The following is a 21,050-nucleotide window of genomic DNA, read 5'->3' as shown; positions in this document are numbered from 1 at the left end:
GTGCCATGAGCACCGGTTTTTTTGACCCCACAGAAAACAAAATCTTATGCGAGGATTTCACGCACAAAGGTTTCGATCTCTTGGTTCTGGCAGTTTTCAAAGAAACATTTCTGGAAACGTTCGCCGGTGACAGCGGTTTTTACCAGTTCAGGATCGATAGCACGCAGCGTATCCAGATAGTTTTCTTTTACCACTGCGGCTTTCACCTGATTCAGAATACCGGCGTTGCGCACCTGAGGTTCTTTGCGGTCAGCCGGATAGCCTTCTCCTTTCACACCGGTAAAGGCCTTTTCAAAGATGAAACGCACGTTCAGCTCAGCGCCCCAGCCGAAGCCTTTAGCGAATGGCAGTGATAAGGCGTTGCCGTTGTTGATTTGCGCGAACAGGAAGGCATCCGCCGGATCAATGCAATAACCGCAGTTAACGCCCGGGTGAATGTTCAGAGACATCAGTGCGCCCTGACCGGTGCCGCAGCCTGCAACGACAAAATCCACAGCTTTAGAATTGAGCAGAATACTGGCCATGATGCCCAGATGGATGTATGTCAGGTGGTGATCCTGTTCGTCAGACATGCCCACGTTGTAGACCGGATACTCTTTTTCCGATGCCACGGCGTTGAGTTCTTTCAGGATGATCGCGTTTTTAGCGGCCTGACTGTTTTCCATCATCAATGCAATTTTCATGAGATTTCCTCTTTGGGCAGCGGTGTGATCCGCTGCTGTCGGTGAATATTTGTCAGTAATTAGCGTGATTAACGCGCCAGCCAGCCGCCGTCAACGGCAATCGTGTAGCCATTGATATAGTCGGAAGCCGGTGAAGACAGGAACACAACCGGCCCCATCAGATCAGATGGCAAGCCCCAGCGGCCAGCAGGAATACGCCCCAGAATCTCTTCGCTGCGTGCTTCATCGGCACGAAGTTGCTGAGTGTTGTTGGTCGCCATATAACCCGGTGCAATCGCGTTCACGTTGATGTTGTGTTTCGCCCATTCATTGGCCAGCAGACGAGTCACACCCATGACGGCGCTTTTCGATGCGGTATAAGAAGGCACGCGGATACCGCCCTGATAGGAAAGCATCGACGCGATATTAATGATTTTGCCGCCGGTGCCCTGAGCAATAAATTGCTTCGCGACAGCCTGTGACATGAAGAACACGGATTTGATGTTCAGGTTCATCACATCATCCCAGTTCTTTTCGCTGAACTCGATGGCATCTTCACGGCGGATGATCCCGGCGTTATTGACCAGAATATCCAGATGTCCCATTTCTGCGACAGCGCGTTCGAGCAGTGCCGGAATGACTTTCGTGTCGCTCAGATCAGCCGTCAGGCTCAGGAAACGGCGGCCTGTTGCGCCAACGCGTTCGATAGTTTCTGTGGGCTCGACAATGTTGATCCCAACAATGTCACAACCGGCTTCGGCGAGGCCGATTGCCATACCCTGACCTAAACCGGTATCGCAACCGGTCACTACCGCGACTTTTCCCTGAAGCGAGAAATTATCCAGAATCATGATGGTTCCTTTATGCATAAAACGGAGGCGAATACGCTTTTCCGCAGGACTATTGGTTGTCGGGCTGTGCCCGGCGCCGAAATGATAAAAGGAGTTTAGCGATAAAACTCCCGCAACTCAAGAAATTGAAACGTCATTTCAATTTATGTGAACTTTGATGTCGTTTTTTGTTGGGTTGATCACGTCCTGACGCAGGGGGTCGGGCAAATGCCAGAAACTGAACGCTGTAAACAGGAAAAATGCGCAGCAAAGCGCCTGATGAAATTAATCATCCGGAGGAATTCTGGAGAGGAAAGGGAAGTTTATGAGGGAGAGAAAAATTCACTGCCCGGCAGGGAAGCCGGGCCAGCGGTACACGCTCACCAGGTAAGCGGAGAGCTTAAGCAGAGGCAACCGTTAGTGCAGGCAGCCCTGACATTCCGTTGCCAGATTCAGACCACGACGCCAGTCGCCCGGAGTCTGACCAAACTGGCGTTTGAAACTGCGGGTGAAAGATTGCTGTGAGTCGAAGCCCAGAGAAATCGCAACGCTGACAATAGGTTCGCCACTACTGGCCAGCATATCGGCAGATTTCTTCAGTTTTTTCTCACGAATGTATTCACCCATCGGCAAGCCGGTGTGCTCTTTAAACATACGCTGCAGATACCAGCGGGAATACCCTGCCCGTTTGGCAACAGTTTTAATATCCAGACGTTCTTCCAGATTGTGATCGATCCACTCGATCAGGTCGTGAATGAAATCCTCGGTTCTCATGGCAAGTCTCCTGCTTCTTTTTTGTTTGCGCCCCCCGAGGGCGACTCGTCTTTTAATACGTTGACCCAGTTTTCGATTAAATGCAAGTTTTACTATTGCATTTAATTGGCCGTTACCGGATAGTCTCTTTCCCGAAGTAAACGTTCTGTAAAATAGCACAGAAAGTGTAACAGTAATTCTTGCACTTTAGTAAGCGCATCCCTACAATCCCCCTCGAATCAATTGTATCAATATTTGATACATTATTGTGCTGATGAACGGCGCAAGTCCCAAAAAAGTCAGATCAGGCAAAGGACGTTACCCGGCGGACAGGCCGGTGTATTGCCTGGCAGTACTTACTCACTGGAAATAAAAATAATGATGAACCTGCAAAAATCACAGGTTGTTGTACGCGGCCGCTCCGGCGGTACGCCTTTGACGTTGCGCCTTTCAGGGGTTGCGCTGATGGTTGCCCTGCTCGCCGGGTGTGACAACAGCGTGGCGCAAAATGCTGCACCACCTGCTCCGCAAGTCAGCGCGGCAGATGTGTTAATCAAACCAATCAGCCAGTGGGATGCGTTTAACGGACGTGTGGAAGCGGTACAAAGTGTTCAGTTGCGCCCCCGCGTGTCCGGCTATATCGATAAAGTGAATTATCAGGAAGGTCAGGAAGTGAAAAAGGGTCAGGTGCTGTTCACCATCGACGACCGCACTTACCGCGCCGCGCAGGAACAGGCGCAGGCTGAACTGGTGCGTGCGCGCAATCAGGCCAGTCTGGCGAGAAGTGAATCCGCCCGTACGGAAGCGCTGATCGGTTCGCTGGCTGTGTCGAAAGAAGCTGCGGAGCAACGTCGTTCGGCCGCTTCGCAGGCACAGTCAGATGTGCTGGCAGCTCAGGCACAGCTGGACATGGCACAGTTGAATCTTGATTTCACCCGTGTCATCTCCCCGATTGATGGTCGCGCCAGCCGTGCGATGATCACGACCGGCAATCTGGTAACAGCGGGCGACAGTGCCAGTGTACTGACCACGGTGGTGTCACTCGACACGGTCTACGTGTATTTCGATGTCGATGAAGGGACGTTCCTGCGCTATCAGGCGCAGGCCCGCGAAGGGAAATTCAATGACAGCCCGCAAAGTCGCTTACCGGTTCATGTCGGGCTGGTGGGTGAAAACGGCTACCCGCATCAGGGCGTCGTCGATTTTACTGACAATCAGCTGAACTCCGGCACAGGCACGATCCGCATGCGTGCTCTGCTGGATAACCGCGACCGCACATTTACGCCGGGATTGTTTGCCCGCGTTCAAATGCCAGGCAGCGCACAGTTCAACGCCCTGCTGGTGGACGATAAAGCCATCCTTACCGATCAGGATCGTAAATTCGTTTATGTGGTGGATAAAGACGGCAAGGCGCAGCGACGTGATGTTGAAATTGGCCGTATATACGGCGGCTTACGCATCGTGCAGAAAGGCCTTGAAGCAGGCGATCGCGTCATCATCGATGGCGTACAAAAAGTGTTCATGCCGGGCATGCCGGTCAATGCCAAAACCGTCAGCATGGCGGCTAATACTGTCACGCCAGCCGCTCCTGCCGTTCAATAAAAGAGAATCCTGACTCATGGACTTTTCCCGCTTTTTCATCGACAGGCCGATTTTTGCGGCCGTCTTGTCGATTCTGATTTTAGTCACCGGGGCGATTGCCATTCCCCTGCTGCCGGTCAGCGAATACCCGAACGTGGTACCGCCAAGCGTGCAGGTTCGCGCTGAATATCCGGGTGCTAACCCGAAAGTGATTGCTGAAACCGTGGCGACGCCGCTGGAAGAAGCGATCAACGGTGTTGAAAACATGGTGTACATGAAATCCGTGGCCGGTTCTGATGGTGTGCTGGTGACGACAGTCACTTTCCGTCCGGGAACCGATCCGGATCAGGCACAGGTTCAGGTGCAAAACCGTGTGGCCCAGGCCGAAGCCCGTCTGCCGGAAGATGTCCGCCGTCAGGGCGTGACCACGCAGAAACAATCGCCAACGTTGACGCTGGTGGTGCATCTGGTGTCACCTTCGGGTAAGTATGATTCGCTGTATCTGAGCAACTACGCCACGCTGAAGGTGAAAGACGAGCTGGCACGTTTGCCGGGTGTCGGGCAGATCCAGATTTTCGGTGCAGGCGAATATGCCATGCGCGTGTGGCTGGATCCGAACAAAGTCGCGGCGCGGGGTCTGACGGCTTCTGACATTGTGAAGGCAATGCAGGAACAGAACGTACAGGTGTCTGCCGGTCAGCTGGGCGCAGAACCGATGCCGAAAGACAGTGATTATCTGCTTTCCATCAATGCCCAGGGTCGTCTGAAAGATGAAGATGAGTTCGGCAAAATCATCCTGAAAAGCGGTGATAATGGCGAAATTGTCCGTCTTCGTGATGTGGCGCGTATCGAAATGGGGTCCGGCAGTTATGCCCTGCGCGCGCAACTTAATAATAAAGATGCAGTCGGGATCGGTATCTTCCAGTCGCCTGGCGCGAATGCGATCGATTTGTCAGACGCGGTGCGAGCCAAAATGGATGAACTGGCAACCCGGTTCCCGGAAGGCATGACCTGGCGTGCGCCGTACGACCCGACGGTGTTTGTGCGTGATTCCATCAGTGCGGTAGTTCACACATTGCTGGAAGCTGTCGTGCTGGTCGTGCTGGTGGTTATTCTGTTCCTGCAAACCTGGCGCGCATCAATCATTCCTTTGCTGGCGGTACCGATATCTGTGATCGGGACATTCAGCATTCTGTATTTGCTCGGATTTTCGCTTAATACACTCAGTCTGTTCGGGCTGGTGCTGGCGATAGGGATAGTGGTCGATGATGCCATTGTGGTGGTGGAAAACGTCGAGCGAAACATCGAGGAGGGACTCGCGCCAAGGGACGCTGCGCACCAGGCGATGCGGGAAGTTTCAGGGCCGATAGTGGCTATCGCGCTGGTGCTGTGTGCGGTGTTCGTGCCGATGGCGTTTTTGTCGGGCGTGACCGGTCAGTTCTACAAGCAGTTTGCGGTGACCATCGCCATTTCAACCGTGATCTCGGCCATCAACTCACTGACGTTGTCCCCTGCTCTTGCGGCATTATTGCTGAAATCGCACGGTGCACCGAAAGACATGCCGTCGCGGCTTATCGACCGCCTGTTCGGCTGGATTTTCCGACCGTTCAACCGGTTCTTTAATGCCAGTTCACATCGTTATCAGAATGCAGTGTCTAAAACACTTGGGCGTCGTGGCGCGGTATTTGTGGTTTACATTCTGTTGTTGTGCGCGGCGGCCTTTATGTTCAAAGCCGTGCCGGGGGGCTTTATCCCGACGCAGGATAAACTGTATCTGATCGCGGGCGTGAAAATGCCGGAAGGCGCGTCCTTATCCCGCACTGATGCGGTGATCCGCAAAATCAGCGCAATGGGGTTAAGTACTGATGGCGTAATTGATGCGGTGGCGTTCCCCGGGTTGAACGCTTTGCAGTTCACCAATACGCCGAATACCGGTACGGTGTTCTTCGCGTTGAAACCACTGAGCGAACGTACCCGTACAGCGGCGGAGATTAATGCGGAAATCAACGCCAAGATTTCGCAGATCCAGGAAGGGTTCGCCTTCTCCATTATGCCGCCGCCGATCCTCGGATTGGGTCAGGGATCAGGTTATTCTCTGTATATACAGGATCGTGCAGGGCTGGGTTACGGTGCATTGCAAACCGCGATTAACACCATGTCCGGCGCTATCATGCAAACGCCGGGAATGGGGTATCCGATTTCTTCATATCAGGCTAACGTGCCGCAGTTGGACGCGCATATTGACCGTGATAAAGCCAAGGCGCAGGGCGTATCGCTGGACGAACTGTTCAGTACGCTGCAGGTGTATCTCGGCTCGTCCTATATCAATGATTTCAACCGGTTCGGACGTACCTGGAAAGTAATGGCACAGGCCGATGGCCAGTTCCGTGACACCGTGGAAGACATTGCCAATCTGCGTACCCGTAACGATAAAGGTGAAATGGTGCCAATCGGCAGTATGCTGAATATCACCACCACTTACGGTCCCGATCCGGTGATCCGCTATAACGGCTATCCGGCAGCAGATTTAATCGGTGACGCTGATCCCCGCGTGCTTTCTTCGACGCAGGCAATGACCGAGCTGACTGCAATGTCGAAAAACCTGTTACCGAACGGCATGAATATCGAATGGACCGACCTGAGCTATCAGCAATCCACACAAGGCAATGCTGCACTGATTGTGTTCCCGATGTCCGTGTTACTGGCGTTTCTGGTGCTGGCCGCCCTGTATGAGAGCTGGACGCTGCCGCTGGCGGTAATCCTGATTGTGCCAATGACCATGCTATCGGCCCTGTTTGGCGTGTGGCTGACCGGTGGCGACAATAACGTGTTTGTACAGGTCGGACTGGTGGTGCTGATGGGACTGGCATGTAAGAACGCGATTCTGATTGTTGAGTTCGCCCGCGAGCTTGAACTGCAAGGTAAAGGGATTATCGAATCTGCGCTTGAGGCATGCCGTCTGCGTCTGCGCCCTATCGTCATGACCTCGATTGCGTTTATCGCCGGGACTATCCCGTTGATTCTGGGTCACGGCGCGGGTGCGGAAGTGCGCGGTGTCACCGGTATTACCGTATTCTCCGGTATGCTGGGTGTGACGTTGTTCGGGTTGTTCCTGACGCCTGTTTTCTACGTCGCACTTCGCAAGCTGGTGACGCGTAAGAAAGTCGTTTTAGAAACGCAAACTGTGTAAACCGTTAAGATCAACAGAATGCAAAAAGCCGGGAGAATGATCTCCCGGCTTTTTTTTATATGCTTTATTGAGAGCGGTGCGCGGTGTCTTGCGTATCAGCGCTCTATTTCAAACAGAGCGAATCTTCTGGGTTTTGCGCCGCTAAATCTTTGGTACATTTGTATTTGCCACCGCGTTCAAACTCAGCCAGGGCATCCGCAACGGTATGACGGGCTAACACCTGAAACGACGCTTCTTCAGCTTCGCTGACAATGTTTTTGAAATAGGTGCAGGCATTGGCGCTGACCACACAGCGGGCGGGCACGTCCGGGCGCGCTGCCCACAGACGTTTATCTTCAATCACCGCGCAATAAATATCACGAAGTGTGATTTCTTCCGCCGGACGGCCAAGTGTAATCGAGCCGGTGCGACCAAGTGTGGAGACGATAATGCCATGCTGAGTCAGTGGCACCATCAGTTTGCGGATAAAACTGGAGTTGGCTTCCAGACCCGTTGCTAAAATCGCACTGGTGCAGCGCTGGCCAGCCTTTTGGGACTGAGCGATACAAAACACCATCTGCATAGCTGTCGGAAAGCGATAATCTAACATGTCATTGTCCTGAGAAACCAAGTCTTAGGTGAAGCACCGTATCACAGAGGAAATCCCCTATACGTGATCTGGTCAATAATATAACAAACACTGTTGCATTATTGAAGGCAGACACCTCTTAAACGCACAGAAAGCCACGATTTAAGGCACAAAAAAACCCATCCGGAGATGGGTTTTGGTACTCAGATTCTTTTATGAGAAGTTTCGGAGATTAGAACTGATATTGTAAGCCTACACCCACGATATCATCGGTAGAGATTTTGTTGGTTTCGTAGAAATTATCATCGTTGTCCAGCAGGTTAATTTTGTAATCAACGTAGGTGGACATATTTTTGTTGAAGTAATAACTCGCACCAACAGAAACATATTTAACCAAATCTTTATCGTTGTTATCAGAAGTATTACTGCCGTCTGCAGTCAAATCCTTACCTTTAGATTGCAGGTAAGACACTTCAGGACGTAATCCAAAATCAAATTGATATTGTGCGGTTACTTCGAAGTTCTGCGTTTTGTTTGCAACACCACTCTCACCAAACATTGTCATATTACGCGTTTCGGAATACATCGTAGCGAGATAGACATTGTTTGCGTCATATTTTGTACCCACAGTCCAGACATCAGCTTTATCCCCTCCTGCAAAATTCTCGCCTGCAGAAGTCGTCTGATCGTTTGTACGGTCAGATGAGGCATACGCGGCACCCGCAGTGATACCCATACCGAAGTCGTAGGAAGTGAAATGTTCATTAACTATATGTTTAATATGATTATTAACTTGATTTTCAGCTTGATTGCGTAAATAAATCCCACCACGCATCCCCATGAATTCATGAGGAATAAATTTAGTTTTGCAGAAAGGTTTTATTTTACTAAGACAAATATTGCTGTATGCATACCCAGTTTGTTTTGTGCATTGTAGTTTATGCTTGTTAAGCGGGTGTACAACAAAAGAAATATGGCCGGTGTGCCGAATGTCAATGCGCTGATCTTGGCCGAATGGACAAAGCGTGTGATGGATAGAAAAACACAGTTACAGCCCATTACCTTGAGAGGCCACACTTTCCGATTGATTTTTTTGAAGTATTTACTATTCATCGTCGAGGGCTACGTCTTGCTTTGGAATATCTTGACCTATTTTGGCGACAGCATGCTCATTTTGCCCACCGGAATAACCCTCGATTTTTTATCAATGCTAGTGGCACTGGTCAGTAATGAGCTATGCCAATCAATTTTTCAATCTACTAATTCCTATGATGAAGAGGTTGATTAGAAATTAGGATACTAACTAGCATCAAATGCCGAAATTTTGTGGCACACAGCAGACAAAAACGTGACGCTGAAGGTCTGCTGAGAGCGAGAAGCGGATATCAACTCGATGTCAGAAATGACATTTTGTAGTTGAACTATAGGGCAGGATCGTCTACCGGGTCAGTCCAGACAATCTATGGTTAGAAGCTGTTTAAACGACTGCTTCCGGCCAATTGATGTCAGCTAGCTGTGGTCGGTATGCCGGAATCTTAGTGAAGGGGGTAGAATCATACTAACATCCCTCCTGATAAAATTAGATTATAATATGTTTCGTCATTAAATTGTATTGTTTCTTGCCCCTGGAATTTTTGGATAGAACCAAAAAGAGTATTGGAATAAAAGAAACCCGAAGATTTATTTTCTCGAGGCCCTCTAATAGGATAGAGTTCATCTGCAAGACCTTGATTTTTCATTGATAAATCTTTCATTTTGCGAATGGTTATTTCATCAATTCTATCATTGGTTGCACCGCCTTGATACTGCATAACCCATATGGGGAATTTTTTAAATGAAATGATTACTTGCCCGTAAATATTCCTCCCCTCCGTAAAGTAATTTCTATAGGTATAGCCACCATCATTATATTCAATGACTTTCATATCCCCCCCTGTTAATGACTTTATAATTACATTTTCAGGGTTTCTATAAAGAAAACGATTTGCTTTTATTAAAAACTCTTCCATTTACACTCTCGAAATTTTAATATCATGCAGATAATAAGTCCTTAGAATTGTCAATGTATTAAAAAGGTATGAAATTTAAAAATACTTAGCATTCATAAAAGTTGTTTTATAAATATGTCGGAATCTTCGCTTCTCATGAAATTTTAACGTCAACTATGAGAGTCCGTATTACTCATGATGCTAACTATGCATGAGTAACCTTAGAAAAACCTTAAGAACAGAATTTATTTGAAGCCTTTTTTTACAAAATCAATCTAAATAATACATCTCATTACTAATAATTACTTGTGCACTCAATTTTTTTCAATTACCCCTATGTCTGGATACAAGCTTTTAGCACCATTCCTGGCTTTGTTGAATAAATCGGACTTTTGGCCGCAATCAGGATCAGATCAGCACATTCATGATGACCTGCTCTCTGTTGGTTAATGCACTATATGTTAACAACTCCCGCTTCTGGCACACAGCAGACAAACACGTGACGCTGAAGGTCTGCTGAGAGCGAAGAGCGGACGTTGAGGTTGGTCTCAAATCTGATGACTGTATGACTCATATCTTGGTTTATTGATCAACAGATAGCAGGTAAGGTCTAGAGTCCGATATAGCATAGAAAAAGTTAGAATTCATTCTCCCCACTTACTATGAACAAGTGTTGTGGAGCACAAAATCAGTACACCGAGATAACTTGTTTCAACTGTTCTTCATACACGTAATGAAGGTAGACCACCGTTGTTCCTGTGAGGATGACGTTGTAAATATGCAGGGTGAGTTATCGTTTTGATGATGATCACTTGATATTGTTCACTGGCTGTCATTATACTCATCGAACAATGAACACTCCTCTTATAAAGTATATGAGCACATACAATGAAAAAAAACAAAATTAATATTGATAAATTGATATATTTAGATCAAAGGATCATTGTTAATGAGTTCCAGCAGAAAACCTCTATAATCAAACGTGACAAAGATTATACGTTATGGGTTGATATCAACAATATCAAACCTGTAGATTTATATTGTTACCTGCAAGCTCGATTTGGAAAACCTAACGGGATGCAATCATTGTTCCGAGAGTATGACTCATCAAACCTTATTCATTGGGATTACACGTTTGATTACGAAGGTTATCGGATCACAATTATGTGTATGACCTATCGCATAGAGATACATAAATCAATAGATTTCCAAGACCAGAAATATGCAAAAGACGAATTCATCAAAGATTTAAAAGATGATTTTAGGAATTATGGCAAAAAAATCTCCACATTCAGGACTAAAGTGGAAACGTGGCATCTATTTATAAATCCTTTTAAAAGAATAAAAACCGCTATTGATTCAAATTTCGTAGAGTTAGATAACTTAAAGATTGATGAAATAAAACACCCCGAATTCAATAAATTTAATAACAGAACAAAGAAAGAAATGTCCATCGCTGGAGAGAAATTCTCCAAAGCCAATACGTTAGGTATTAACATTTCTTTAACACTACCTATATATGCTGAAGCATTCATTAATTTTTTAATTTTCACCCTCGCAAAAGTTAATGCATATGAAAATAAAGAAGATTATGAATCGTTTATACGTAGCCCAATAAATGAACGCATGAGAAACTTACATATCAAGTGTAAATATTTCCATTGTCCTGTTGATTATAACAATAATGAGGTATGCAAAGAATTTCAATCGGTAATGAATATCAGGAATGAAATGTTACATGGAAATGTAAACCCAAATACTAATCATTTTGATACCGTATATTTTGATGACAGAACTCCGCTCTTTGCTAAATTTACCAATTTAGCTTTTGACTCCTACCTTGCATCTCAAACAGGAATTGAATACCGTACTTTACTGACAAGATATGAGAGCATACAAAACTTCATTTCTTATGTTTTATCATGTTTGGAATTAAATGCTGCCAAAGTAATTATAGATATGTTAGATGAACCCTACCCAGGATGGAATCCCAAAACTAAAAGATTAGGTAAACTTTTCGCAGATAAAGCTGTCGACTTTCAAATCGATTTAGGCAAAAAAATAAAAATTATTTATTAATTTTAAATTACTACATGCTCGCTACCGGTTGAACATGTTAAAGAAATTATATAATAATCGTAACATATTACTTTAAAGTTCACGCAGCACCCACACTTTAAATAAATTTACCCATAGTGAGTGGGCGTGAGTTACATAAATAGAAAGATATACCTTTTGTAACTGAAACTCAATGCTGACAATGTCCGCTCCTGGCACAGAACTGCCTGTCAGATTAGATTTGGCTCTGTGCCGTAGTTGTGTCAGGTCAAGTCTGAGCTAATACACCTTAATGACCCTTCCCTTTGGAATGCACCGCAAAAATTATTTAGTTAAGTCATTTAACTAATCCAAACTGGCCACAGAGCCGAGTTTTTTGCCTGTATACTACCAACCCTTTAGGCGTTGTATCGCTAACTGTAAGGCATCATTTTGTTTACTGTTCGAATCAACAACTTCTTCCTGGACTCGCTCCAGCCATATAACCATACGCCTCCGACTGACTCCCCCCTCATCTTCCGCAAGCATAAGGTAACACTCACCAATCATCCTGCATGCCTCTTGATAGGCAGAATCAACACCTTGCATAGTAACTCCGACTAACAAAAATGATATTAGTCATGTTAACCGGAGATTTTTTGTAAAGTATCTACCGCTTATAAACTTTATTCAAAATTCATCTAAACTAAGAATAGCTGACACAAGAGCAGCAAGCCTGCCAAGGCGCTATGAGTGCCTATCTTCTGATAACCCGCCGTTAACGCGGGTTTTTTTTAACTACAAACTACATTTACTTAAGCCAAATCTACTTCATGAGCTATCCTCAACAGAGGAGTAACACTCCTGTTCCTAAACTAAATTTGGTGATAATTCACTAGCCTTCGTTCGCGAAGGCTTTTTTGTTTATGTCGGTTACTTTTCGGTAAGGAAAGAAAGTTATGAAGCAGGTTTGTTGTTAATCCCAAGTGTTGACTCGATCTGTTTTAGCCGTTCGGATAAAGCTGAGATAAGTTCTGCCTGGTCTTCATTGCGTTTCTTTAATGCTTTTATCGCGGCACCAGCATATGCAGCTGATACGCCCAGCGTATTAAGAGACAAAGTGTCCTCTTTAGCGAAAAGCTCACCGTCCTCGGCGACGTACAACTGGGGATTTTTAGTCAGTGTTACAGCATCAGGACAATCTTTCTGGACGTCCTGCGCAATGAAACCAAAACCTTTAGCGCCCTTTGTTACCGAAATTACTTTTCCGGCTTCGTCGTATTCGCTCGGGACATCGCAGTAATCCCATGAGCAAGTCCGCCATGAGGTGAGTACTGATAGCGCTTTTTCCGGTTCAATTTCGACAACGTTCATCTTAACGTCAATGTCCGATACTGCCACCCACCCCGCAGACGAGACACCTTGACCCGTATTGAGCATGGTGAAATCTGTGATTACCGCTGTGTTTGTATTATTGACAGTACGGAAGCGGAAGCCGCCATCGCCAGTCCCACGATTACACAGGAAATCAGCACCTCCAACTAGGCCGGTTCCGTTCCAACCGATATAAGAGCCTTGAACTGCTGGGTTAACCAACCCCTGAGTATAATATCCCGCAGGACCCGCTGTTACGCCTGCCCCCACAGTTAAATTGCCGGATATCGACGTGTTGCCGGTAAATGATGGTGATGCTTTGGGCGCAAAGGGGGCTGCTGCGACAGTGGCTGCACCTGTACCACCATTTGCCACAGGAATGGTGCTCTTACCTGTGAAAATGGGCCACCAATCGGACCAATTCGGTGCGGCCGAATTGAAATTACCCGTGAGCCCACGAACAAAAGCCTCACCCTGAAAAGTGATATACATCTGCTGGCAGCCATACGCTGATTTGGTCACGAATAATGTCCCGGCTTTCCCTATTGGATATCCGTTCGCAATTATCGCGTTAGCATTGGCCGTCTGATAATAAATATTGAAGTCGGCAGTGTTTCCAAGAGAGTTCGGCGTGACAGTTGCATTGAGAATTCCGCCGTCATTGTAGGCTTTTGCCAACGTTGCAGAAATACCATTCCAGGCTGGCCCCGTATAGGTAGAACCATCCGGCAGCGTCACCGTGATTGTACCCGTTCCGCTGAAAACCTGTTGCCAGTTGGCCTTGTCTTGGTTAAGGCCACGGATGGCTTTTGCCACATCTGCTGCCACTTGAGCAGTAATGCCGACTAATGTCGCATTCGGTACCGCTGTCCATGCGTTACCTGTAGCCGTCGGTCCACCATAGGCAGTTATAAGAGTTAATGCTGTTGCTGAAGTTATCGTTTTAACGCCAAGCGTGTAAGTCACACCGCCGACAATAACGACAATGAAATCTCCCACTTTTAAATCTGTGGTAAAGGCCGTTCCGGTACCGGTCACTGCCGCTGAGTTATTGGTTAATGCGATGGTTCCTGCCGACATGTTTTGCTCCAGGCATAAAAAAACCCGCCGGAGCGGGTTTTAGATGATTAAGGTTGCATCATTTATCGCACGTTGTGCGGATGAAATTAGTTTTACTGACCCAGCGCCAGCCGAACGGATCGCCAGCCTGATATTGAGTTTGATGAGCGACCTGACGGACGCCATAAATCTGCACCGACGTTTCTTGCCCGCCAATGAGCGCCGTAGCATTACAGACAGGATGCTGCTCCTCAAGGATGCCTGAGCACCCGGAGACCAAAACCGCCAGACCAATTGCCATCATAATTTTTGTCATTTTTCTGTCCCTTGAATATTGATACCGGAACGATAACAACGATATTTATGACGGTATAATTGGTTTAATAGATCAATTAACAGAAATTGATCGTTAAAAACGATCTTAGGTAGCAATGCATTGATTAATAAGCGGATACCTCAATTGCATATACCATGTCGTTTGAATTTGCATAGCCAACATTCTCAAGCTGATCGCCTCCCGGACTGACTGTCTGTGTAGAGGATATTCGAGTGCTTGATCCGTTGAAGTATGCATAGGTCTGAATGGGTGACTGGAAAGGGCGTGTTGCACCCCCAGAATGAATGACACCTACCATTAAGCCAGTCATCTGCGGTATTACCGCGTAATTCCCGCTGAGTGTGGTATCTATGTTGTACCCAAGGCTGGCTGGATTACCCGGCGTTCCAACAGCGATGGGTGGATTCATGACCTTGGTTTCATTGGTCAGTATGCACTGTCCCTGAGCATTGTTTATCGCTATCCCCCACGCCGGTTTGGGCTGAGGGATGACGATACCAAAAATATAAACAGTGACATTTCCCACACTCCCACCAGCAAGCATGCCTACCGTGAGTGTGTATACACCGCTATTATTACTCAGCCTTCCATAAACACCCGTTACGTCAGACTTGAAGGCGACAACAAAGGGGCTGGACACGGACACGGCTAAATTAATATCGCCGCCACCCCCACCAAAATTGTACACATTCTTTGAGACCAGACTCATCGGCGTCGTGTCTGGCGTTGAGAACGGAATACCGTACTCATCGACCAGTATTGCCCCGTAATTTGCCATGTCATTGCTTCACTAAGTAGACGATCAGCCAACCCTCAGCTGCCGTGAATGTACCGGTTGAATAATCTGCACCGGCGCTCGAAAGCGAGACGCCGGTCGTTGTCGTGGTTATTTTGCGTCGGGCTGATGAAAGCTCGGCTCCCATAACTGGCGACTGCATCGCGGCCACCTTGTAACCCGACGGTACGGCGTATGACCACGCCCCGGATACCTGGTCTTTGGAGAGATAGACCGACCCCAATATCAGGATCTTTACTAAACCAGTATTATTCGGCGTTCCCGAGGCGCTCCATGTTTGAATACCATAGTTAGCCAATTAGAATACCCCTGTCAGCTCACCAATTTGGACTCGCAGCACGCCGCTGGCGTCAGCGACACTGATCGTCGTGTTAGTGGTTTTCATCTTTCCGCCGGAACCAGAACCGTAGTTCACGAAAGTACCGCCCTTATCCAAACGCCAGCCGGATACGCCCGCAACATAGTTGTTGGACTGAATGTAATCCCCGATCATCGCGTTGGTGATCCAGCCATTTCCGATAAACCCTTGAGAGATAAATACCTGGCCGTTTTGCACAGTGAAAGGAGAATAAATGTTATTGCCACTGCCGCTGGCAATCACAAATTTATCTGCGTTGATAGCGACACGGGTATCAACCGTTGAGCCATTGATAGTGACCGCCACAGACAGGCCAGCGTCATAATTAACGCCACCATATTTAAGCCCTGTTTTCAGCGTGTAAATAGCTGAGCCGCCTGAGGCATCCGCGTATGCGGTAAACTTCTCCTGAAGCGCCGCTTCTGTTTCAGCAAACTGAGCCACCACATCCGTCTCGAACTGGGCCACAGAACTTTCGGCATCGGCGGCCACTTTTTGAGCCTGGATGATCCCCGCTTTATTGTCTCCGTACTGAGCCCATTGCTGATTCACCGTATCGTAAGTTGCCAGCACATTTTGCAAAACGGCTTCCGGGTTGGTTTGCAAGGGCGCTAAAAGCGCCTTTCCGTCTTCCGAATTCATGAAGTCTTCAATAATATCGCCGAGAATATCATCGGCATCGGCATTACTCGCACCTTCAACAAAAGCAGTCCAGGCACCTGTATTCCCTATGCGGTCAACAAGGCGTGCCCGATACCAGCGTCTCACCCCTGCCGGCATTGGCCCGTGCTGGTAGCTCACCCCCGGATACGGAACGTAAGCGAGGAACTGCGGGTTAAGTCCGTCCGCTGTAGTGGCCACCTCAAGTTCTGTATAAGCCGTATCACCAGATCCCGCCGGGAATCCCCAGGTGATATCGATATTCCACACGACATCTTTGGTCGCCAGCAGATTAGTTGGCGTTCCTGGTTTGCCTACCTTCCCGTTCAGGGTGGTTGAATCTGCATACCCCCACGGTGATGACACCTCGACCGCATTAACCGCCCGGACACGGACATCGTAAACGCCGGCATATATCCCCTGAATGGTAAAACCCTGTGCGCTGGTCTTGCCAATGTTGACCCAGTCGCCGTTGTCCTTACGCCATTGCGCAGTGTAATTTATCGCACCCTCCACTTTATCCCAGGATGCCTGAAGCGATGCCACCGTGAGGCCCTGTGCAATGTGGTCAACTTCGGTGATCAGGATATTGGCCGGTGCTTTCATCACGTTGGTTGGCGTGACAGTAATCGGTGCTGCATCTACTTTAACGCCGTCATCGATGTACCGGTACTTATTCGGGTCGTGCTGTACGCCGGCCACCGTAAAGGTACCGTCATCATTAGAGGAAATTGAGGTGATGCGATAATACTGAATAGCCAGGTTATCGCTGTCGATGGCCCACACTGCGCCAGCGACCGGTGTCATGCGGTATGCCGTGGCCACGGTGTACGTTTTCTTATCGGCGCTCACGGCACTGATTGTCCGTGTCTGCGCGGTTCCGTCTGGCAGATTCACCACAAGACGATCGCCAATGCCGTAATCTGCGACACGGTCAAGAGTGACATTTCTGCCGTTCACCGCACTGATGCGGCCGCCGTTGGCTTTCCCTGCCCTGAAAGGGTCAGCAATGCCAATGATCTCCGCCGGCATCGGGATATAGCCATCGAGACCGACACCAAAAGAAACCGTGCCGTCTTTGGCATTGGATAAGAGTACCCAACGCCCGCGGCGGTGTGCCTCACTCTGCGACGTGCAACCAATTGCCATAAGTTGGGTTTCATTCCAGTTGTATCGCTCAACCAGATCAGGCTCATAGACGCTTTCAGGGGTGTCAGAAAAGTGATTTCCCGGATCAGACCAACTGACCAGACAGGAGGAAAACCGGTTTTTATAGGAGCCGCCAGCGTAGGTAAAAAGGCCGTCGACTACGTTCGCGCTGTGATAAGTAAAATCTACGTCATCCTGCGGCACATCGGCCCGCACGAATATCTGATCATTACCCCAGAAGGTAATGCCACGAAAGACAGCCGCCAGATCCCGGAGTACCGTGTAAGCATCCTGCTGGCTCTGGATGAAAACGTTACAGGTAAAACGCGGCTCGGTACCTCCGACCCCGTTGGAAACCGGTTCGTCGCAATACTGCGCAATGCTGTAAAGCTCCCATTTATCGATCATGGTCGCGTCAACCCGGCCGCCCATGCCATAAATCTCATCGAGCACCAGGTCGTAAAAAATCCACGCAGGGTTGTTACTGTAGGCAATTTTAAAATCCCCTGCCCAGGTCCCGCTGTACGTTCTTGTATCCGGGTTATAGGTTGAAGGCACCCGGATCAGTTTGCCCTTAGGCTTGCAGGTGGTTTTTGGCACACTCCCGTTAAACTGGCTGGAGTCGAGCTCGATATAAAGCAGCGCCGTGTTCGGATAGCGCAGCTTGCTGTCGATCACTTCGGCAAAGGAAAATACCTTGAAGGCGTTAATCAGTTTGGTAGAGGTCGAATCAGCGGTGATACGCCGGACGCGAATAGCCCAGCCGGTGGCGGCGGACGGCAAGTCGATACGGTGGTCCCGCTGATACTCTGAGGTTGTTTTCCCGTCAAACGAACCATTCACCACGGTCTGATAAGCGGCACCGTCTGTAGAAAGGTCAATCGCATACTGGGTGACTGTCCCCACCATGTCACCGTTATCTTTATACTGGTACTGAATCGGCAGGCTCAGTTTGATACGAATGGCATCGAGCGTCAGGTTAGAAAACTGGCGGGTCCAGGGTGAGGACGCTTTGACTTCAATCCCCACGGACGACTCGTTATCAATCTCGGGCATGCCCTGAAGGTATGTCTGATCCTGCGTACCTTTACGGTAATCCCATTTCACGCCGGTGAAATTATAGGTGCCGTCGTCATTAGCCAGTTGGGTATCATTAAGGAAAATTTGCTGAGCAACCAGATCACCCTGAATTTCACCTTCCGAAAGGGCAATGACCATTTTCAGTTTTGCTTCGGATAGCAGATCATCTGCCTGCTCAACCGGCGTATGGGCGCTGCTGCTCCCACCCTTCGCGCCGCGGATAATGGTTTCACCTTCAAGAAGTCGCATATTTCACCCATAAAAAAACCCGCCGAAGCGGGTTATTTAATAATTGTGTTGAGGTTACTGCTGGTCGCTGGAGAAAATCCCCGCGCTAATAATGGCTCCGCCTATTTCACGCTGTCCGTACAACACCGGTACGGGGTAACCCATGGCCACGGTGTTTACGGGGGCGCCAAACGCATAGTTTGGCTTGTTGTCCGTGCTGGACGAAGCGCCGACATTGTATGAGGGCTGTGGCGTCAGCATCTGGACAACGCCGCCCATCATCATTGACAGGCCGATACCCGTCAGGACAGTCGAAGCCGACATAGCCCCAGCACTTAAAGCAGCACCCCATGCAGCCATTGAAGCGCCAGCCGTAAAGAATGCAGCCACTAGGGCAACAGCACCAATAACGATCTGGAGCGTGCCAGCCCTCTTAGCGCCTTCAATCACCGGCACCATCATGTATTCTGTGGCCGCTGCCGACATATCAAACTCTTCGAGCGAGATATTGTTTTTGCCGCTGTAGAAAGCGAATTTCACGCCATTAAGATGAGAATTCGACACGTAGTTTTTGAACCCTTTAACCTGGGAGCACATAGCCCGGAGAAATTCGTTAATGTCGGCCACATGAAACTGGTGAGTTTTACCGAACTTCTTCGCGAGAGGCCCTTTTAACGTCATGGTCTTAAGCATCAACCAACTCCTTACGGCGGACGACGCGAACCGTCCGGTCCCGGTAATATTTGCCGTACGGAACGCGGGCAGAAAGGTTACCGAACATGTGGTGAACCATAATGTTGTCACCAATGTAAATGGCCGCATGATTGGTTACAGGGGCCTGAACGCGCATCATGATCATGTCACCCGCCCGCATGCCGCTGGCGTCAATCTCAACGAACCCTTCCGCCTGCCAGTTATCGTCATAGAGGTTTTCTTTTCCATCAACCCACCATTCACGATCAACCGCGTAGTTTCTAACGATGATACCGTGCTCCATCCGGTAGTAGTCCATGATGAGCGACCAGCAGTCAGCATGCCCCAGCACCCACCTGCGGCCCGCAAGCTCACGGTCGCCGCGCGGTGAAATCGTGCAGAAATCCCCATCCGGCCACGACATAATCCCCCATTCGACACCTGAGTGATCGCACTGGATACGGTCCATTTCCGACGGCACCAGTTGAACCACATCGGGATGCGAGTGGATAACCATAATGACCTCTCCCAGTTCAGCAGCTGAGAGGTAGTCGTCCGGTGAAAGCGTGAAGGTATCAGCGGGTTTTTCAGCGACATTCCGGCACGGTATAAACCGCTGTCCGGTACCTGTTTCAACGATCAGCCCGCAGGCTTCGTTTGGGTATTCGGCTGACACATGCGCACGGATTTCATTCATCAGTTTTTCACGCATGGTTATTTTCCCTGTAAGTTTGCTGCCGGAAACCCGCCAAACGGCAAAGGGTTTTCATCACCGAAACGCAGTTTGCAATCAGATATGCGGCCGCCGCACACATCGAGTGCGGGGTTGTTTATAGGCGTACCGTCTTTCAGGAAATAATTTGAACCCGCGTAATCACAACCCGTACCCGTCCGGTACCAGCCGCGCATGCACCAGGTACAAACAGGTGTGATTTGTCGCGTAGGCAACTGAAGGCTTTGTACGTCGAACGGAGAGCACAGTTCAAAATCTACCTGTACGCGGGTCTCCGCTTTTTTGGCATTGATGTAAAAAAGCTGAACGCGTTCTTCCGTCGGGCTGGCGGTGGGGTTTCCGGCGATCCAGTTTGCTGCATCAAGATATTTCGCCAGCGTCGTATGGATTTTGACTTTCGCCTTTACCATATCGTCATACTGCAGGCACAGCGCAGTGACGTAATTACCCACATTACCCACTGACAGCGTCGGCGTGGGCTGCGAACCAGTACTGGACAATTCCAGCCCGGTTAGCTCATAGGGATGGGGATCATACTCATTGCCCTGCCAGATAATGGAGGGCAGGTTTTCAGCAGCAAATGAATTCCAGCCCGTAGGGTCAATATTGTGTGCATGAAATCTCAAGATGGTATCAAAACCAAATTGAGTCCCATCAATCTCAATGAGCTGGATCAGTTGCCCCGGCTCAAGCGCCTGTACATCCTGCGTAAAGCTCATGGTTTCTCCCAATAAAAAAGGCCGCCCGCAGGCTAATGCCGGTCACTCAAGGAAATGAGGCCCGTGAATTTGGGCCTTCGATGAAGAAAAATAGCGCTATAAGCCTGATTCCTTCATTATCCTTTGAAGCACAAAAATGAATTTGTATTCATAAAAATGCTTAAAGTTGACCGTCCTAACAGGTGTTGTTCACTGTGGTGTTCCCGCTATCGCGCCTGTCATACCGTCTGCCGTGCTGTCTCCGGTTAAACCACC

Annotated in this window: 17 protein-coding genes and 1 pseudogene; 4 read left to right on the top strand and 14 right to left on the bottom strand. The window is 48.6% G+C overall.

The features are described 5' to 3' along the window. Positions 1–44: 44 nt before the first annotated feature. The 3 genes from UC14_RS15045 to UC14_RS15030 form a co-directional block, all read right to left on the bottom strand. Positions 45–683: an RpiB/LacA/LacB family sugar-phosphate isomerase gene (locus UC14_RS15045; protein WP_112197982.1), complete on the bottom strand. Its 639-nt coding sequence runs from the start codon at positions 681–683 to the stop codon at positions 45–47. Positions 684–751: 68 nt separating this feature from the next. Then, positions 752–1,513 (bottom strand): 2-dehydro-3-deoxy-D-gluconate 5-dehydrogenase KduD, encoded by a 762-nt coding sequence (gene kduD / locus UC14_RS15040; RefSeq protein ID WP_013577755.1) that lies wholly within the window; start codon positions 1,511–1,513, stop codon positions 752–754. Between the two features lie 396 nt (positions 1,514–1,909). Further along, the gene (locus UC14_RS15030) at positions 1,910–2,266 is read right to left on the bottom strand and encodes a helix-turn-helix domain-containing protein (protein WP_013577757.1); all 357 of its coding nucleotides are present in this window, start codon (positions 2,264–2,266) and stop codon (positions 1,910–1,912) included. A gap of 444 nt (positions 2,267–2,710) precedes the next feature. On the opposite strand from UC14_RS15030, the gene UC14_RS15025 reads away from it, so the two are divergent. Next, positions 2,711–3,847, top strand: a complete 1,137-nt coding sequence (locus UC14_RS15025; protein WP_223509661.1) for an efflux RND transporter periplasmic adaptor subunit — start codon at positions 2,711–2,713, stop codon at positions 3,845–3,847. Positions 3,848–3,863: 16 nt separating this feature from the next. Next, positions 3,864–7,016, top strand: a complete 3,153-nt coding sequence (locus UC14_RS15020; RefSeq protein WP_013577759.1) for an efflux RND transporter permease subunit — start codon at positions 3,864–3,866, stop codon at positions 7,014–7,016. A 103-nt stretch (positions 7,017–7,119) separates the two neighbouring features. Here the strand turns inward: UC14_RS15020 and UC14_RS15015 are convergent, their stop codons facing one another. After that, a complete protein-coding gene (locus tag UC14_RS15015) occupies positions 7,120–7,605 on the bottom strand; it encodes an Rrf2 family transcriptional regulator (protein WP_013577760.1) in 486 nt (161 codons plus the stop codon). Between the two features lie 211 nt (positions 7,606–7,816). Continuing rightward, positions 7,817–8,422: pseudogene (locus UC14_RS15010) on the bottom strand (porin); the annotation flags it as partial. Positions 8,423–8,557: 135 nt separating this feature from the next. On the opposite strand from UC14_RS15010, the gene UC14_RS15005 reads away from it, so the two are divergent. Beyond that, the gene (locus tag UC14_RS15005) at positions 8,558–8,872 is read left to right on the top strand and encodes a hypothetical protein (RefSeq protein ID WP_112197981.1); all 315 of its coding nucleotides are present in this window, start codon (positions 8,558–8,560) and stop codon (positions 8,870–8,872) included. 265 nt (positions 8,873–9,137) lie between these two features. Here the strand turns inward: UC14_RS15005 and UC14_RS15000 are convergent, their stop codons facing one another. Beyond that, complete coding sequence (locus tag UC14_RS15000) at positions 9,138–9,593, bottom strand: DUF5680 domain-containing protein (RefSeq protein WP_112151353.1); 456 nt, start codon at positions 9,591–9,593, stop codon at positions 9,138–9,140. 867 nt (positions 9,594–10,460) lie between these two features. On the opposite strand from UC14_RS15000, the gene UC14_RS14995 reads away from it, so the two are divergent. Beyond that, entirely contained in the window at positions 10,461–11,651 is a 1,191-nt protein-coding gene (locus UC14_RS14995) for a hypothetical protein (protein WP_112197980.1), read from the top strand. Between the two features lie 915 nt (positions 11,652–12,566). Here UC14_RS14995 and UC14_RS26870 read toward each other — a convergent pair. The 8 genes from UC14_RS26870 to UC14_RS14940 all read right to left on the bottom strand — a co-directional run bounded on the left by UC14_RS26870 (position 12,567) and on the right by UC14_RS14940 (position 20,795). Further along, positions 12,567–14,063 carry a pyocin knob domain-containing S74 family peptidase gene (locus UC14_RS26870; protein ID WP_198670076.1) on the bottom strand — a complete coding sequence of 499 codons (1,497 nt, stop codon included), beginning with the start codon at positions 14,061–14,063 and terminating at the stop codon, positions 12,567–12,569. 58 nt (positions 14,064–14,121) lie between these two features. Beyond that, entirely contained in the window at positions 14,122–14,358 is a 237-nt protein-coding gene (locus UC14_RS14970) for a cor protein (protein WP_112151579.1), read from the bottom strand. Between the two features lie 124 nt (positions 14,359–14,482). Beyond that, positions 14,483–15,157, bottom strand: a complete 675-nt coding sequence (locus tag UC14_RS14965) for a hypothetical protein (protein ID WP_112197979.1) — start codon at positions 15,155–15,157, stop codon at positions 14,483–14,485. Between the two features lies 1 nt (position 15,158). Continuing rightward, positions 15,159–15,473: a hypothetical protein gene (locus tag UC14_RS14960; protein WP_112151577.1), complete on the bottom strand. Its 315-nt coding sequence runs from the start codon at positions 15,471–15,473 to the stop codon at positions 15,159–15,161. Beyond that, the gene (locus tag UC14_RS14955) at positions 15,474–18,671 is read right to left on the bottom strand and encodes a host specificity protein J (protein ID WP_112197978.1); all 3,198 of its coding nucleotides are present in this window, start codon (positions 18,669–18,671) and stop codon (positions 15,474–15,476) included. A gap of 54 nt (positions 18,672–18,725) precedes the next feature. Further along, a complete protein-coding gene (locus UC14_RS14950; protein WP_112197977.1) occupies positions 18,726–19,343 on the bottom strand; it encodes a tail assembly protein in 618 nt (205 codons plus the stop codon). After that, entirely contained in the window at positions 19,336–20,055 is a 720-nt protein-coding gene (locus UC14_RS14945; RefSeq protein WP_112197976.1) for a C40 family peptidase, read from the bottom strand. The genes UC14_RS14950 and UC14_RS14945 overlap by 8 nt, the downstream gene beginning before the upstream one ends. Before the next feature lie 2 nt (positions 20,056–20,057). Beyond that, positions 20,058–20,795, bottom strand: coding sequence for a phage minor tail protein L (locus tag UC14_RS14940; protein ID WP_112197975.1), 738 nt, complete (start codon positions 20,793–20,795; stop codon positions 20,058–20,060). Positions 20,796–21,050 lie beyond the last annotated feature (255 nt).

Source organism: Rahnella sp. NRRL B-41462, from assembly GCF_003263525.1.
Lineage (GTDB): Bacteria > Pseudomonadota > Gammaproteobacteria > Enterobacterales > Enterobacteriaceae > Rahnella > Rahnella aceris.
The sequence above is the reverse complement of the archived record's forward strand: the minus strand, read 5'-3'. Positions and strand labels throughout refer to the sequence as shown.

Bases quoted from the DNA above. Each gene is read 5' to 3' on its own strand.
- UC14_RS15045 (WP_112197982.1), bottom strand. From the start codon at position 683: ATGAAAATTGCATTGATGATGGAAAACAGTCAGGCCGCTAAAAACGCG.
- kduD (WP_013577755.1), bottom strand. From the start codon at position 1,513: ATGATTCTGGATAATTTCTCGCTTCAGGGAAAAGTCGCGGTAGTGACC.
- UC14_RS15030 (WP_013577757.1), bottom strand. From the start codon at position 2,266: ATGAGAACCGAGGATTTCATTCACGACCTGATCGAGTGGATCGATCAC.
- UC14_RS15025 (WP_223509661.1), top strand. From the start codon at position 2,711: ATGGTTGCCCTGCTCGCCGGGTGTGACAACAGCGTGGCGCAAAATGCT.
- UC14_RS15020 (WP_013577759.1), top strand. From the start codon at position 3,864: ATGGACTTTTCCCGCTTTTTCATCGACAGGCCGATTTTTGCGGCCGTC.
- UC14_RS15015 (WP_013577760.1), bottom strand. From the start codon at position 7,605: ATGTTAGATTATCGCTTTCCGACAGCTATGCAGATGGTGTTTTGTATC.
- UC14_RS15005 (WP_112197981.1), top strand. From the start codon at position 8,558: ATGGCCGGTGTGCCGAATGTCAATGCGCTGATCTTGGCCGAATGGACA.
- UC14_RS15000 (WP_112151353.1), bottom strand. From the start codon at position 9,593: ATGGAAGAGTTTTTAATAAAAGCAAATCGTTTTCTTTATAGAAACCCT.
- UC14_RS14995 (WP_112197980.1), top strand. From the start codon at position 10,461: ATGAAAAAAAACAAAATTAATATTGATAAATTGATATATTTAGATCAA.
- UC14_RS26870 (WP_198670076.1), bottom strand. From the start codon at position 14,063: ATGTCGGCAGGAACCATCGCATTAACCAATAACTCAGCGGCAGTGACC.
- UC14_RS14970 (WP_112151579.1), bottom strand. From the start codon at position 14,358: ATGACAAAAATTATGATGGCAATTGGTCTGGCGGTTTTGGTCTCCGGG.
- UC14_RS14965 (WP_112197979.1), bottom strand. From the start codon at position 15,157: ATGGCAAATTACGGGGCAATACTGGTCGATGAGTACGGTATTCCGTTC.
- UC14_RS14955 (WP_112197978.1), bottom strand. From the start codon at position 18,671: ATGCGACTTCTTGAAGGTGAAACCATTATCCGCGGCGCGAAGGGTGGG.
- UC14_RS14950 (WP_112197977.1), bottom strand. From the start codon at position 19,343: ATGCTTAAGACCATGACGTTAAAAGGGCCTCTCGCGAAGAAGTTCGGT.
- UC14_RS14945 (WP_112197976.1), bottom strand. From the start codon at position 20,055: ATGCGTGAAAAACTGATGAATGAAATCCGTGCGCATGTGTCAGCCGAA.
- UC14_RS14940 (WP_112197975.1), bottom strand. From the start codon at position 20,795: ATGAGCTTTACGCAGGATGTACAGGCGCTTGAGCCGGGGCAACTGATC.